Genomic DNA, 15,260 nt, shown 5'->3' with positions numbered 1-15,260 from the left:
ACACATTAGTGGCCGTTGGAGGCGCGAAAACGTCAAGTTACTTGGGAAATGCGGGTTAGTCCAATGTAACGAGCGCGCAATGCGCTAGAATTTCTCTGCAGCTACCTATTGACCTGGCCCGCTAGCATCTACAGGTGGGTTGTTCACTACGCATGAAGCAGATGGTGGCCCAAAATATTCGCCCAGAGGCCAGGCCGAAAGATGGACTTTGCAAAGGGCGCTATCTGCGCAAAGCTGCCCTTGTCACAGGAGCTCCGATGCCTAATCGAGGCGCTTAGCAAGCTCCTCGGCGCTTTCATTATAATACACCCGCAACTGTCTCAAATCGGTATGCCCAACCATTCGGGCAAGCGCCAGAACATCCAGCTTTGTTGACAGCGCCGTAATCGCCGCATGGCGGGAGTCATGAAACGTCAAGCCCGAGACCGCTGCTCGATCTCGCAGCTTTCGAAACAAGACATCCAATTGCCGCGATGAAAGGCCGAACACCGGATCAAGATCCGGCAACTCTCTTAGCAGCTCAACAGCCTTGGTCGATAACGGCACCTCGCGAGGCCTCCCGTTCTTGGTATGCGTCAGAAGAGCCACCCGGCGGTCCAAATCTACTCTATCCCAGTCCAAACCCGCAATCTCACCGGCTCGCATAGCAGTGACCATTGCGAACTTAAAAGCATGGAAGGCCCGCGCCGTGGCCTTTTCCAGATCCTCACCCGCACTGAATTGCATCGCCTCGATCTCCGCCAGTGTCGGCAGGCGGTCGCGCGCCGGAGGCTTTGCTGGCTTACGCACATCGCTAAGAGGGTTCACCGCAATCAGTTCCCAGTCCCTCCGAGCAACAGTCAGCACTGATGACATGAGCTGCATCTCTCGGATGACGCTCGCGGGCGCGACCTCCTTTAACCGCATGTCTCGCCACTTTGAGAAGTCTTTGGCAGACAAGTCCTCCAGCCGGATCTTGGCGATTGCGTCTCGCCCAATCTTTTCCAGCCGTATTGCCTCCCAACGGTGACCCCGTTTTGATGGCGAGACCTCGCGAGCATAACGCTCGAACACCTCGCCCAGCGTTAGCTTGGCCGCCACTTTGTCGTGGTTCAGAACCTCATATTCCGCCCGAGCAGCCCAATCCTTGGCCTCTTGCTTTGTTGGGAATACCTTTGACTTTCGGACACCGTTACGGGCAATCTCTGCCCGGTATCCAGTTTTTAGCTTACGAAAAGACGCCATGAATTACGCACCGTGCGGAAAATATGCGTAAACGAATACACATTCCCGCACATCATGGGTAGCCACTCAGTTCAGCAAATCCCGTAACACTCTTATTTTGTATATATAAATGTTCAAACACGTACAAATCGGTTTGAATGATGGTGCGGTCGAGAAGACTCGAACTTCCACGGGTGTTACCCCACAGCGACCTCAACGCTGCGCGTCTACCAATTCCGCCACGACCGCACTGTCTAGGCTTGGTGAAGGCGTATTAGACGAGCTGATCCGAGATGTGAAGAGACAAAATCACCCTTTCTCAATCTTTTGGCGATTGCCTGAAAAAACAGCGGCCACCAAGATTTGGCAGCCGCTGGTAAATCTGTGGATCACAAGGAAATGTCAGTTGTTCGAGAAGGTTGGCAAGGCCGACCCACTTGCGGCGGCGGGAACTGGCTGCGCCAGGGTTGCGCCACCCAGCCGTGCAGATGCCGCCTTGATCAGAGCAGTACGCTCAGGCTGACCAGGAGCAAAGACCGGTTGTGCCCCGGACTCCAGCGCACCGATTGACAAGGCGTACCAGTCCTGAGCCTGCGCCGTGGACTTCGCCACGCCAAAGCCCTGCGACAGATGGTGTCCAATCAGCTCTCCATAGGGGCGCTGACCAATGCCGACCATGATCAGGGCCGCGCCGAGCGCAACATCCATATTGTCACGACGATATCCTGAGAACATGCAGATCCCGGCTGTGTTGGACAGCTGCTCGATCGACATGTTGGACTGCAGCACGAATTTCTGCACATCTGCAACGACCGCGGCACTGGAAGCACTGCCCAGCTGCGCAAGATAGGGCTGTACCGCTGGTCCAAATGCATCACACTGGCTGTCGATCTGCGCCTGCGTTACTCCACCAAGCTTCGCAACCATGCTTTCGCCCGCATTGATCGCATAGGATCGCGCCAGACAGAACTGCTCTCCGAGGGCGAGTTCAGGATCGGTCATGGTGGCCTGGGTCATGTAACCGCCATTTGAGCCGGTCAGCAGACTCAGCTTGCTGCAGTGGCTGGCCAGCGACAAGACCGGCGCACTTGCTGCTGGCGCGCTGAAAAGCTGAATTCCACCCAGCGGTTGCGCCGGGGCCGGAGCAGCGGCTGTTGTCGTCACCGGAGCCGGAGCAACGGCGGTAGGCGCGGGTGCTGCGGCCATGACAGTGCCATTTTGAGCCGACGCTGTTGGTGCTGCGACGCTGGCCATCTGTGTGCCCTCGTTCATCCGGCAGACGCCCTGATGGCAAGAGAAGCTCGCGGTGGTCACGCCACGCGCCATGAAGTCGTTGCGCTGATAGCCCTGCGGAGTTGAGGCAAAGACCATGACGGAACAATGCGAGGCCCCGCACCAGAACGAGCTGCCAGAGACCGAGGTATCGATCATGTAGTCGTTGCGCCCGTCGCCGTTCAGATCCGCCAGATGCATAAAGCCTGACCGCTGCAGCAACTGGTCGGCGCTGGGTTCAGCACTGGCGGCGATTTCATCAACCGCCTGGCTTACTTCGATGGGCAGACCACCATACCCGGAGCCGCTGTAGGTCAACCCTGCACTGCGGACGCCTGCGGCCTCGTCGCGCCAGGTGTGCAGCAGACCGCGCACCCCATTCTGACCCTGCATCGCCTTGATGACCTGCGGGCCACCAATCTGGGCACGACTGTAGGACGACACCAGAAAGTCCCGCTCATAGGGGGTCAGCTGACCGGTCGTGGGAAAGCCCATGAAGGCCTGATACTGGCCGATGGCCGTGCGCGACTTGCGCCCCATCACCCCATCAGGCGTGCCTGCGGGAAAGCCAAAGTAGTTCAGCGACGTCTGCGTCTCACGGTTTTGCGCCCGCGCTGGCGAATAGCTGCGGGTCGTGCTGCGCCGGGTCGTCGTGCGTTTGTTTCGGTTGACCTCATTGATGATGGCACCACCAATCAGCCCGCCAACCAAAGCGGCCCCCAGATTGTCTGCTGCTGTCGGTCCGGCTGCGGATGTCAAAACGATGGTTGCGGCCAATGCTGGCTTTAGTGACTTTGAAAACATGTCACTCCCCCTCTATAGATGCAAAATATGGAATCAACTTAGCGCAGGTTACCCCTGCGGACCTAGTGATTTCGTCAATAATTCATGGTCAGGGTTTCCAGACCTTAACCACCAGAGACAGGATATCCGATGGTAGAATGGGTCACTTCCGACAGCCTCGTAGATTACGAGGAGGCCATCAGTTTCATGGAAAGCCGCGCGGCCGATATTGCAGCGGGCAAGGCTGATGAATGCATCTGGCTGCTGGAACACCCGCCGCTTTATACTGCTGGCACTTCTGCCAAGATTGAAGATCTGACCGACCCCGACCGGTTTCCGGTCTATCCGTCCAAACGTGGTGGGCAGTATACCTATCATGGCCCAGGTCAGCGCGTTGTTTATGTCATGCTCGATGTTGGCAAACGTGGCCATGATGTACGCCGGTTTGTAAAGGAGCTGGAAACCTGGGTGATCCTTGCACTGGCGGAATTCAATATCACCGGCCACATCCGCGACGGGCGCGTCGGTGTCTGGGTCGAGCGTCCCGACAAACCCCTGCGCCCGGATGGCAGTCTCAGCGAAGACAAGGTCGCAGCCATCGGCATTCGGCTTCGCAAATGGGTCAGCTTTCACGGCATTTCGATTAACGTTGAACCGGATCTGTCGCATTTTGGCGGCATTGTTCCCTGTGGCATCCAGGAACATGGGGTGACCAGTCTGGTCGACCTTGGCTTGCCAGTTGATCTGACAGATGTAGATGTTGCTCTGAAACGCAGCTTTGCGCAGGTATTTTCTACAGAGTGAGGGCGGGAAGATACCTTCAACAGATCCTATCCGGATCCTGACAGGCCCCGGTTCAGAACTTTGACCAACAGTTGGATCGGAACTCTCTGCTCACCTTCCAGAGGACATCTCTTCCAAGGCTGCGAGGACCAGTTCAGGGCCAACATAAAGCAATACGCTGCCCGTTCCGCTGCATACCCGCGTTTGCACTTTTTCCATGCCCGACATGACCGGATACAAGCCATCCTGGCGCACAGAAGGCTGGTCATCGCCACAGAGATAAATCGCGGCCCCGCTAGGTCCGACAATATCTTTGCGCCAATCGCTGGTAGCCAGCAACAGATCAGCCAGAAAACCTGCGCCATCCTGTTTCATCATCATGGCTTGGCTTTGACACAACAGGGGATCCAGCTCCAATTTGTTGAGCTGCACCTGTGCCCTAGTGCCAGGCTTTGCCTGTCGCCGCACCAAACTGCCCGCCCCGCGCCGCAGCATGGATCGCGACCAGCTTTTAAGCGCTAATGGAAGCAGGGCCGGCGCAAATCGGGCGCAAAACGTCAGACCACGTTGATAGCCACTCAGGGTGCGGTAGTCACGCGCCTGCTTCAAAGGTGGTGTCGGAGAAACACCAACAATTCCGCCAATGCGCTCGCGCAGGCTCAGCGCGACCGCACGAGCATAGACCACACCGCTGCGGTGGCCCAGCAAGATCGGCCGTTGCAATTTTTCCTGCTCAATCAGCGTTTCGATCTGGGCAATGCAGGCCGAAAGCTGGGATCCATGTTTTGGTGCAGAGCCCGAAGCCCCATATCCGCCGCGCAGCGGAGCGTAGACACGAAACCCACAGGTGCGCAACTGAAGCTGCATGCGTTGAATTCCTGCAATCCCATCCATCATGCCGTGCAGAAAAATGACGGGTTGCCCGGTTTCAGAGCCCAGTCGGAACACCTGAGTCGGTGAGCCATCCTGATCATAGATCAGTCTGCTCGATGGCAGGGCCCGCCCCTCTGCAATTGCCTGATCGGAAGCCTGTTCGTGCATCAGGAAACCCACCAATCGGATCAGCTCTGCCACGCCAGGTGCACCCGCCTTGGCGGCTATGAGAGACAAAGCATCGCCGCCGACCGGAAAATCAGCGCATCCTGCGCTCACTTCGCTTTTGCGGCGCCCTTTCTGAGAGCGCCCAGTCACAAGTTCCCGCAACAGCAATATTTCAAATATCTCCAGACCAAAGGTCTGCGCTATCATTTTCTCGGCTCCGGTGTGCCAGACCACGTCCAGTGCTTCGACGCTGATCGCCACCTCCATTTGGCCCACCCCGATCAAGATCGGGCGGCATATCAGTTTACGATCCACTTTCGAGGTTGCCAAAACCAAAACATCACGCCAGGAAAACCGTCCTGCGGCAACGCATTCCCTAAAGTCCGACCAGCGACGTTCGGACGCCGCCGTCAGCTGGAGATCTGCTGACAGTTCGGTGACGGGCTTTTCCTGTTTCTCCCTGCCCCGCGCTCCGCCGTCCGACACGTCCATGTCCGACATCCCTATGTCCAGCAGGGCTTGCCTGGAGCCGTTCAAGAGTCCCCCCGAGTGATCCAGCACAAGCCAATGACGATTTCCAATAACCACGCCCTCGGTCTGGTCATAGGAGTCCTCCCGGCTCAAAGCGTTTAGTGGATCAGGTCGCCCCAGCTGAACCCATCTTTGCTCCAGTATCTCCAAGGCCCTGGCAAAATGGGCCTGGAGCTCTGGCGCTTTGAAAACAGGGCTCACTTCAGCAGGGCTGGCGGCAGGTGGTGCGTTCTGGTCTGTCTGTTGTTGCGGAGAAAACCTGTCAAATAGCTCTGGCCGCAGAACTGTTTCATAGATGGCCGCAACAATCTGATCCCGGGAAGGACTTGGCAAATGCAAGGACTTTGTCACGGTACCCTCATACTCAATTACCCAAATCAACCAGACAAAAATTAGGTCTAATTCCGACGGATCAGCAACCTACTGCAATTTCGCCGTCGTTCCGCTTGGCGCAGGGCACCAGATCCAAAGCGGCTTTGCAGCCAGCCTGCCCCCGAACCCATAACCGAAAGGTCAAATTCAGACTGCTAATTCAGCCCAAACAATCACAGTGCCGTAAAATGCCACCCCAAAATAGGGATCAAAATTCAATACGTATTTCCAAACCCAATCCGGTACGGGCGTTGCCAGAAACCTCCGTCAAGCGCAGCATGGGTTCCCGACCAGGGCGCTGCCCGGAACTCTTGTCCAAAAGCAGCGCCCGGTTTCATTTTTTGAAAGCTATACGCCCTTAGATAGATTTTCAACTAAAGTGGACGCAACCAATGCAAAATTGGTATTTTTTCGCCACGGTATCGCCCTATCGTTAAAGCTCCGCAATTGCCGCCCGGATTTTTTCTGCCTGCTGCTGAATGAGCGTCTGATCACCCATCACACCCGGAGGGCGCAGCCGGTCACCTTCCTTACGCGGTAGGATATGAAAATGCAGATGGAAAACTTCTTGGCCACCAGCGGCCTCATTGAACTGCTGCAGCGTCACACCATCGGCATCAAAGGCCCGGAGGACCGCATGGCCCAGCTTCTGAACCGTCTGCATGACGCTGGCGAGTTGTTCTGGGCTGGCATCCAACACATTGCGACAGGGCGTTTTGGGGATGACGAGCAAGTGCCCGTCTGCGCGGGGCATGATATCCATAAAAGCCAGAGTGTCGTCGTCTTCATAGACGCGGGCGGCGGGAATTTCGCCGCGCAGAAGCTTGGCAAAGATGTTGTCGGGATCATAAGTCGCCATCTGCGGCACTCCGTTAAAACTGATGCAACCCGGTTGTGCTAGGCCTCTGGGCGCGGGTCAAGTCCCTGCGCAACCTCGGACCTTCCAGATCATGGCCTGCCCTATGAATGTCCGGGAATGTCCGGTTGTGGCTAGGTTGCGACAGGACAGGTCCTAGAACAGGCCACAGATCCACCAGACGCCCACAAAGCCCCTTGGAAACTGGCCACACAGGTGCATTTAGGCCGCATCGCCGTTCAAAACGGCCAAATCGGTACCAAAACAAGTGCCCGCGACAATTAATCTTGATCCAGATCAAACTCCGCCATTGAAGGCTTCTGACCGGCACTCTAAAACCACCGATGAGTCTATGGCCGCCTGGAGTGTTTCCTGGGGCCGAAAGTTATGCAACAGGAGGCACCCTTATATGGCAGACGCAGCCATTCATGGTCACGGCCACGAAGACGAGCGCGGTTTTTTCACCCGCTGGTTCATGAGCACGAACCATAAGGATATCGGCATTCTCTACCTCATCGTTTCGGCGCTTGTAGGTTTTATCTCTGTCGCGTTCACCGTTTATATGCGGCTTGAACTGATGAACCCCGGTGTTCAGTACATGTGCATGGAGCACCTGGACAAAGGTTTCATCAGCGGCTTTTTGAGCTCGATGGCAGCATCGGTTCCCGGTGAATGTACCCCGAACGGGCATCTCTGGAACGTGCTGATCACCGCCCACGGCATCTTGATGATGTTCTTTGTGGTAATCCCGGCGCTGTTCGGCGGCTTTGGCAACTACTTCATGCCGCTGCAGATTGGCGCGCCTGACATGGCGTTCCCACGGATGAACAACCTCAGCTTCTGGCTTTATGTAGCCGGTACTTCGCTGGCAGTTGCATCTGTTGTTTCGCCTGGCGGCAATGGTCAGTTGGGCTCCGGCGTGGGCTGGGTTCTGTACCCGCCGCTGTCGGTCAATGAAGGCGGCTACTCGATGGATCTGGCAATCTTTGCCGTGCACGTGTCTGGTGCATCCTCCATCCTGGGTGCGATCAACATGATCACCACCTTCCTGAACATGCGTGCTCCCGGCATGACCCTGTTCAAGGTGCCTTTGTTCAGCTGGTCAATCTTTGTCACCTCCTGGCTGATCCTGCTGTCCCTGCCTGTTCTGGCCGGCGCCATCACCATGCTGCTGATGGACCGCAACTTTGGCTTCACCTTCTTTGATCCCGCCGGTGGTGGTGATCCGATCCTGTATCAGCACATCCTGTGGTTCTTTGGTCACCCCGAAGTCTACATCGTGATCCTGCCAGGCTTTGGTATCATCAGTCACGTGATCGCCACCTTCTCGCGCAAGCCCGTGTTTGGCTACCTGCCAATGGTCTGGGCGATCATCGCGATTGGTGTTCTGGGCTTCGTCGTTTGGGCGCACCACATGTACACTGTCGGCATGTCGCTGAACCAACAGGCCTACTTCATGCTGGCCACTATGGTCATCGCGGTGCCTACTGGTGTTAAGGTGTTCTCGTGGATTGCCACCATGTGGGGCGGTTCCATCTCGTTCAAAGCGCCTATGATGTTCGCCTTTGGCTTTCTGTTCCTGTTCACCGTTGGTGGTGTCACGGGTGTGGTTCTGTCCCAGGCCGCTGTCGACCGCGCCTATCACGACACCTACTATGTGGTTGCTCACTTCCACTATGTGATGTCGCTGGGTGCAGTCTTTGCCATCTTCTCGGGTATCTACTTCTACTTCGGTAAGATGACCGGTCGTCAGTACAACGAGCTGGGCGCACAGATTCACTTCTGGATGTTCTTCATCGGTGCCAACCTGACCTTCTTCCCTCAGCACTTCCTGGGTCGTCAGGGCATGCCACGTCGTTATATCGACTATCCCGAAGGCTTCGCCTACTGGAACAAGATCTCGTCCTATGGCGCGTTCCTGTCCTTTGCATCGTTCATTCTGTTCTTTGGTGTGGTGATCTACTCGCTGCTGCGCGGCGCCCGCATCACCCAGAACAACTACTGGAATGAATATGCCGACACTCTCGAATGGACCCTGCCCTCGCCCCCGCCAGAGCACACCTTCGAGATCCTGCCCAAGCAGGAAGAATGGGACCGTTCTCATTCACACTAATTGATGGATCAAAACCAACTGAAAAGCCTCCAAGTTTTCTTGGGGGCTTTTTCTTTTTCAGCCCGAACCTGCAGCCCCCTCACCTACCTTCGCTGCAAATCGCGTTGTCGGTTGAATACTGAGACGGCGATGCCGACGAAAAGAGCTACGATGATCACTGTTCTCGTGAGGATCTGGAAGCAGATCCGACACTGTATATGGCCGGTGGGCAATCTCTAGATACATATTCGCCTGATGTGGGGGCTTGATACTTGCCCAACCCCTCAGCTTGCTGTCGATGGCCATATTAAAGAGCGCGAGGTCGTGCAGCTTGCCCGCAAGTTCCAGACGCACGCGGATGGCCCAGACATGTTTGGGCAGCAACGGGCGCTTCTGACCGATGATGCGGCCTTTGTTCCAAGGGATGCGTTTCGCGCGGATGGCCGGAAGATTGAGATGTGACATGACGTGTCCTCCAAACCGCCGTACCCCACCACATCTTCGGCAGTCTGCCGATGTGGAAGCATACGAGGTTTGGCCTCAGATTGGCCCCATGCTGAAGTGCGCTGAATGACTGCTTTTGGTGGCGGCATGTGGACGCTTGTGATTATAGAAGTCGATCCACTTTCTGACGCCTGCCTTCGCCTCAGATCCGGTTTCCCAAGCATGCAGGTAGACGCATTCATACTTCAGGGATCGCCAGAGCCGTTCGACGAAGATGTTGTCGAGAAAGCGGCCTTTGCCATCCATTGAGATGCGCAGGTTTGAGCCCCGCAATCTGTCCGTCCAAGCAAACGACGTGAACTGGGACCCTTGATCCGTGTTCATAATCTCAGGCGGGCCGAACGTGTGCATCGCCTCATTCAGCGCATCCACGCAGAAGCCAGCCTCCAACGTATTTGATATCCGCCAAGCCAGCACCTTGCGGGTGTGCCAGTCCATGATCGTGACCAGATATAGGAATCCCCGCCGCATAGGCAGATATGTGATGTCAGCACACCAAACTTGATTGGGCCGATCCACGCGCAGGCCACGTAGCAAGTAGGGGTAGATCATATGCCCCTTCGCTGCCTTGCTAGGGGTGGGCTTTTGATAGATCGGCATTAGACCCATCAAACGCATCAGACGTCTGATCCGCTTCTCATTGACGAGATGGTTTTCGTGGCGCAGGTGCCATGCCATCTGACGAACACCGTAAAACGGGGTCTCCAGAAACTGCTTGTCGATCAGGCGCATCAGATCGAGGTTCATCTCACTCTCGCCCTTCGGCTCATAGTAAAACGAGGATCGTGAGATCGACAGCAAGGCACATTGCTTGCCAACCGACAGGCCTGGCAGGTTCGATTCAATCATCTTGCGCCTCACTTGCCGGTCTAGGGTTTGAGCTTTCTGGCCAAAAAATCGTTGGCGACGGCATTCGCCCATTGTCCTCGGACCAATGGCGGACAAGGGCTCATTCCCCGATCTTCGCGTGCCAGTCTTTGACCTGCTCTTCATCGACGTCCGGTGCTTTCCGTCCGCCGCGCTCAAATACATCAGACGCGCCCTCCAGAAGAGCCCGCTTCCACTGATGGATCATTGTAGGGTGCATGCCAAACCGACTGGCCAGTTCGCTGACCGTCTCCTCGCCCTTCAGCGCTTCCAATGCGACCTTGGCCTTAAACTCAGGGTGATGTTGCTTCCGTTTTGACATATCTAATCTCCTTCGTATTGAAGATCCGCTGACTACAAATCGCAGCTTACGTCAGTGTCCGAATTTCGGGGGGAGCTCAGGATTCATGTCCCAAACCTAGCCCGATAGCTGAGAGGCATGAGCAATTGAGCCCCAACAAACAACAAGACCACAAACTAGTCGTCTAACAATATTAGTTTGAAGCGGAGTGGATCGTTGTCGATCTGATATGATACCTGAGATGGTCTGACACGGGTAGATGCCACGAGACGATAGCTGCCCGAAATACCCATGCGGTCATCCCGCCTGGCAAGAACGTCAAATAAAGGAAGCCCGCGAACGCCGGAGTCACAGCGACGCAACGAAGCGGTTGGTGCGCAACGATACCTAGACCGCACAGTGTGGCGACGATGGTGCGGATACCACCGCCGAAGTCGTGGCGAGACTGCCCTCTCGGGATCATGCCTTGCAGAACCCTGCCGGACAGCGGATGCATTGCGTGAAGCTAATGGGGCAATGTCTCGTGGCTAGGGGCTTTGAAAGGCAGGTTGTGGAGGTCCAAATTTGCATTGCCGCGCAGGTCGGCTACGCTGTTCTTGGCATACTTGTCACCGAGGCCCAAGGAAAAGTCCGCCTGTGGAAAGGGGGAGCTCCGACCGGTACCCGATTTTCGCAACAAAGCCGTCGCAGTGCATAAAAACGCTCCTCTGAATATTGAATATCAAAACCAGAAAATCGTTGGCCTGGGCTGAGATAGCTTTTGTAAGTGAGGGTTTCCAAGCTGAACTGAAGCAGGAAAACATGCAGTTCTAGGAAAAAAAACCTACATGAACTTCTGCTGGCTAAGAGTGAAGATTTGAAATCTTGGAAGCTCGAGACCTTGCCATATTGGCGAGGCCAAAATTTTTGACGAAAGGCTCTTGCGCATAAAATCATTTGGTGTAGAAGGTCGCTGCGACTGTAGGATTCCACATTGGTAGGAACTTGTAAGTCTTTGAAATGAAAGAGTGCCCCTATAGCTCAGCTGGTAGAGCAACTGATTTGTAATCAGTAGGTCCGCGGTTCGAGTCCGTGTGGGGGCACCATTTATCATTGAAATTGCAGTATTTTCATGGTGTTAGTGGATATACCACTACACAAACGCTACACATTCTGTGGTGGCGCACATGAGGATTGCCTTGGATTTACCGCATCTCAAACCCGCTACAGCAACAGCAAATGCCAAGTATCGCAGGCGAGTCCCTGAAGATCTCCGAGGCGTATTTGGGAAAAATGCTGTGGAGTGGTCTCTTGGTACAAAAGATCCTGCTGAGATCTATGAAGCTTGGAAGGTTGCTCACGCCAAGTATGAAGCAATGGCAGGTAGACGCTCAAAGGTTTCCACTGAACAAATCAGATGGGAGATCGCTCAGAAGGCGGCAATTGAGCATGGCCTAGCGACCCCTCGTGACAAGCACATTGGGCCCGTGGATTTAGAGCTTGAGCAAGGAAAGTATCAGGACTTCACTGATGCGGTCCGAAAGGAAGCCGAGAAACTGTCATCTCAGCAATTGGGAGCAAAGTTCGCTAACAATCCAGCTCCCTCAAGTTTTGACGTGCTCTTGGAGGCGCAGCTCAAAGGCATAGAGCGCCCTCCAGTGACCCTAAGAGACGCTGCTGACAGCTATCTGAAGGACCGAGAGGCCCGAGCAACCTACCGAGATATTTCTAAGCAGGTTGGACTTGTCCTGAATGGGATCGAAGAAGCCATAGGTTTAGAGAATCCGTCCCTGGAAGCGCTCTCCTTTGACCACGCCTATTCTTACCGGGATAGCTTGAGAGACAAGGGAAATGCGATCTCGACAATTGAGCGCCGCATGAACACCGTGAACGCCGTGCTGAACCATAGCAAAAAGCGCTTCAGACTCACCTCTTGGGAAAACCCTTTTGACGGTATCGAACTTCCGCAGGATGATGGAACAGCCGGGGAGGTCAAGCGAGCCAGCCTTTCCTTGGAAGAAATTCGACTGACCATTCCGCATGTGAAAAAAATGAACTCAGATGCCGCCGATATATGGCTACTGATGATGTTCACGGGGGCTGGCCCCAATGAAATCAGGGGGCTCCTCTGGAGTGAAGTGAAGCTGACCGATAGTGTTCCTCACTTTGAAATCAGGGCAAATGGTACTCGCCGCCTCAAGACGGGGGAGCGTCCTAGGCGCATTCCATTGGTAGGGGCGGCGCTGCACATGATGCAGAGCCGACTGGCAGACAGAAGCGAGCGTGTCGATGCAGTGTTTCCCCGCTACGCTTCAAGGCCAAACAGCAACACTCTTTCTGCGGTCCTGATTAAGATGATGAAGGCGGCTGGGGTCTGGGAGAAGGGCCGGAAAGTACCGTATTCCCTGCGACATACCCTTAAGAACTACCTGAGACGTGTTGCTCCGGCGAACTTCCAACTTTTGTTATTTGGACACGGGCACGGTGAAGGTGGTGCGGCGAGTGGCTACGGAGATGATGATCTGCTTGATTTGCAGGCACGATACTTAGAAGAGGCAATTGAGCTTTGGGGGGTCTTAGAATTCAGAACGTTTTAAGAGTGGAGGGGCATGTCCCGTGGCGAAAACCTCAACCTTGAGGGGCTCAGTATCCGGTTCTTGCAATCAGGGTTTGACGCCCCCCTTACGTAGAGAGTATCCCTTCAGTGAGACTTGTAAAAGGCATCGATATGGAATTCAAAAATATTTCACATATAGATTTTGGCCCTCGTGACGCTAGGCATGCTGCAACTCACGATGCTTTTAATGAGGACCTTTTCAAGAGAATTTATGTGGACCCATTTGGGATTGACAAGCGCGACTATTACAAGGGGAATAAATCTTTTGTTTTCGGACTTAAAGGAAGTGGCAAATCGGCCTTTCTGAAATACATGGAGATCGAGAAGAGAAGTAGTGCTCATACTCGATTTGTTTATTTTTCCGATTCCCTTCAGGAGTTAAACGGAGAAGGGGGCGGGACAAATATCTTGGCCACATCCACTGACTTCGAAGGGATCGAAAATTACGATGAGTACTGGCAATCATTTATTTATCTTTTGATTTCCAAGGTCCTTTTTGAGAGTGACCACAGTCGTCACAAAAAACTGCTTCAATTTGTGCGAGGTCAATCTTCTGGAGATGCTGGTGGTCTGCTCAAGGGAATATTGAGTAAGGCACCTACGATGGAACGATGGGCCGCAGAGATTAGCAAGGCCCCTAGCTTTAAGTTGGAGGGTGGGTTTGAAAATATAGCAAACCTTGAACACCTTTTCAGTTCGGTGACACACATTTTGTCCGAGAGGCCACCTCAGAAGCCAATATATCTTTTCGTAGATGAGCTGGAAATTACTTTTGAAAACAAAGCGCAGTTTGATCGTGATGTTAATATTGGGGCGTCGCTAGTCAGAATTATTAGGAAGCTGAATGAGGATTTTCGCTCGAAAAGTATCCCTGTATATATTTGCTGCGCTATCAGAAAAGAAGTGTCGGAAAGAATATTGGGGGGCGATTCTGCAAAGATCGTTTCTGACCTCGGGAATGAGATTTCTTGGCAGCGGACCTCCAAGGTTAATGATGATCCAGAGTTTGCTCACCCGCTTCTAGATATCATAATAAGAAGGATTTTCTATGCAAACCGACCTGGTGGAAGGTTTATGTCTAAGGAGGATGCTGCCGGGGTTGTGAAGCAATATTTCCCTTTTTTTAATGCGAGAGGAAGTGGGAGATTTACACAGGGCTCCTTACTCGACCTTACGACATATAGACCGAGAGACATGTCCATATTGTTCAATGAGGCGAAAAAAATTGATGGAAAGAGAAATTTTTTCAAAGCCGACACCTTCAAGAGATTGATTAGGAAGCCTCTTAGGGAGGCGATGTGGAGTGACTATACTGAAGCACTTCGCTCTAGGTTTTCGGCTAGGCAGATGGAAGTTTTTAAGAAAGTATTTTTTCGGTTACCGCGAAGGTTCAAATTCTCAGATTTTTTGACTGCACTTGATGATTTTTCTGAAGACCCTGATATGGCGGAAATGCTGGATGGCTTTAAGGCTACTGATTGGGCGAATATCTTAAAGGAACTGTATGTTCTCGGAGCAATCGGGAACATAGAGAGTGGTGAGGTGGTTGATGAGAGGATGCTATTTTACTTTAGGGGCTACACTGATGGCCTTCTAATAAATAGAAATGTCGATATTATTAAGCAGAGTGCAATGTTTGATGCTTGATGTTGCGTCACTACTTTCTATTTTTGCCGCGCGAGTGCTTACCTTTCCTGTGAAATGTTCGAGTTCCCCTTGTCGGTGGCAATAATTTGGGGTCATATTTTTGAACACCTTTTCTTAGGATATCCGTGAATAACTTCCCCCCCTTGCCCCCCCCCTGGTGAATGTAGCAGAGCTATGTGTTGAACTTTTTATGTTCTAGGGGGGGCTTCTGAAAGATTTCTTGCTGAGTAGCGATAGATGTCAGTTAGGGCGTGGGGGTCTCAATAGAGCAAGGCTCTGCGAAACGTCTCAGGCACGGAAAGAATTGTCTCATGAGAAAAACACACGGCGAATTTGCTTGATGAACACATTTCTAAACCCGCATTTCCCAAGTAACTTGACGTTTTCGCGCCTCCAACGGCCACTAATGTGT

The 15,260-nt window shown here is 53.7% G+C and carries 10 protein-coding genes, 2 tRNA genes and 2 pseudogenes; 6 read left to right on the top strand and 8 right to left on the bottom strand.

Going from position 1 to position 15,260, the window contains the following annotated elements; all coding sequences use genetic code 11:
* Positions 1-261 precede the first annotated feature (261 nt).
* The 3 genes from PH5382_RS18925 to PH5382_RS18915 all read right to left on the bottom strand — a co-directional run bounded on the left by PH5382_RS18925 (position 262) and on the right by PH5382_RS18915 (position 3,279).
* Positions 262-1,224: a tyrosine-type recombinase/integrase gene (locus PH5382_RS18925; protein WP_058335943.1), complete on the bottom strand. Its 963-nt coding sequence runs from the start codon at positions 1,222-1,224 to the stop codon at positions 262-264.
* Positions 1,225-1,365: 141 nt separating this feature from the next.
* Positions 1,366-1,452 (bottom strand) — tRNA-Leu (locus tag PH5382_RS18920).
* A gap of 153 nt (positions 1,453-1,605) precedes the next feature.
* The gene (locus tag PH5382_RS18915) at positions 1,606-3,279 is read right to left on the bottom strand and encodes a peptidoglycan-binding domain-containing protein (protein WP_058335942.1); all 1,674 of its coding nucleotides are present in this window, start codon (positions 3,277-3,279) and stop codon (positions 1,606-1,608) included.
* A 129-nt stretch (positions 3,280-3,408) separates the two neighbouring features.
* Between PH5382_RS18915 and lipB the strand changes: the two genes are divergently transcribed.
* On the top strand, positions 3,409-4,062 hold the full coding sequence (gene lipB, locus PH5382_RS18910) for a lipoyl(octanoyl) transferase LipB (protein WP_058335941.1): 654 nt from the start codon (positions 3,409-3,411) through the stop codon (positions 4,060-4,062).
* Positions 4,063-4,152: 90 nt separating this feature from the next.
* Here lipB and PH5382_RS18905 read toward each other — a convergent pair whose 3' ends face one another.
* The gene (locus PH5382_RS18905; protein ID WP_156414980.1) at positions 4,153-5,583 is read right to left on the bottom strand and encodes an alpha/beta hydrolase; all 1,431 of its coding nucleotides are present in this window, start codon (positions 5,581-5,583) and stop codon (positions 4,153-4,155) included.
* Between the two features lie 835 nt (positions 5,584-6,418).
* Positions 6,419-6,844, bottom strand: coding sequence for an HIT family protein (locus PH5382_RS18900; protein WP_058335939.1), 426 nt, complete (start codon positions 6,842-6,844; stop codon positions 6,419-6,421).
* 406 nt (positions 6,845-7,250) lie between these two features.
* Here PH5382_RS18900 and PH5382_RS18895 point away from each other — a divergent pair, with 406 nt between their 5' ends.
* Positions 7,251-8,954: a cytochrome c oxidase subunit I gene (locus tag PH5382_RS18895; RefSeq protein WP_058335938.1), complete on the top strand. Its 1,704-nt coding sequence runs from the start codon at positions 7,251-7,253 to the stop codon at positions 8,952-8,954.
* A 258-nt stretch (positions 8,955-9,212) separates the two neighbouring features.
* Here PH5382_RS18895 and PH5382_RS18890 read toward each other — a convergent pair.
* The 3 genes and pseudogenes from PH5382_RS18890 to PH5382_RS18880 form a co-directional block, all read right to left on the bottom strand.
* Positions 9,213-9,398: pseudogene (locus tag PH5382_RS18890) on the bottom strand (integrase); the annotation flags it as partial.
* A gap of 75 nt (positions 9,399-9,473) precedes the next feature.
* Positions 9,474-10,358, bottom strand: a complete 885-nt coding sequence (locus tag PH5382_RS18885) for an IS3 family transposase (RefSeq protein WP_082645770.1) — start codon at positions 10,356-10,358, stop codon at positions 9,474-9,476.
* 28 nt (positions 10,359-10,386) lie between these two features.
* A complete protein-coding gene (locus tag PH5382_RS18880; RefSeq protein WP_058335936.1) occupies positions 10,387-10,626 on the bottom strand; it encodes an IS3 family transposase in 240 nt (79 codons plus the stop codon).
* Positions 10,627-10,853: 227 nt separating this feature from the next.
* On the opposite strand from PH5382_RS18880, the pseudogene PH5382_RS20230 reads away from it, so the two are divergent.
* The 4 genes and pseudogenes from PH5382_RS20230 to PH5382_RS18860 all read left to right on the top strand — a co-directional run.
* A pseudogene (locus PH5382_RS20230) lies at positions 10,854-11,230 on the top strand (hypothetical protein); the annotation flags it as partial.
* 384 nt (positions 11,231-11,614) lie between these two features.
* Positions 11,615-11,690, top strand: a tRNA-Thr gene (locus PH5382_RS18870).
* A gap of 81 nt (positions 11,691-11,771) precedes the next feature.
* Positions 11,772-13,181: a DUF6538 domain-containing protein gene (locus tag PH5382_RS18865; RefSeq protein WP_082645768.1), complete on the top strand. Its 1,410-nt coding sequence runs from the start codon at positions 11,772-11,774 to the stop codon at positions 13,179-13,181.
* Positions 13,182-13,312: 131 nt separating this feature from the next.
* Entirely contained in the window at positions 13,313-14,848 is a 1,536-nt protein-coding gene (locus tag PH5382_RS18860) for a P-loop ATPase, Sll1717 family (RefSeq protein ID WP_058335934.1), read from the top strand.
* Positions 14,849-15,260: the final 412 nt, after the last annotated feature.

The sequence above is a fragment of the Phaeobacter sp. CECT 5382 genome (assembly GCF_001457775.1).
In the GTDB taxonomy this organism is placed as follows: domain Bacteria; phylum Pseudomonadota; class Alphaproteobacteria; order Rhodobacterales; family Rhodobacteraceae; genus Pseudophaeobacter.
Note: the sequence above shows the minus strand (reverse complement) of the source record. Positions and strands in the feature narration are given on the sequence as shown.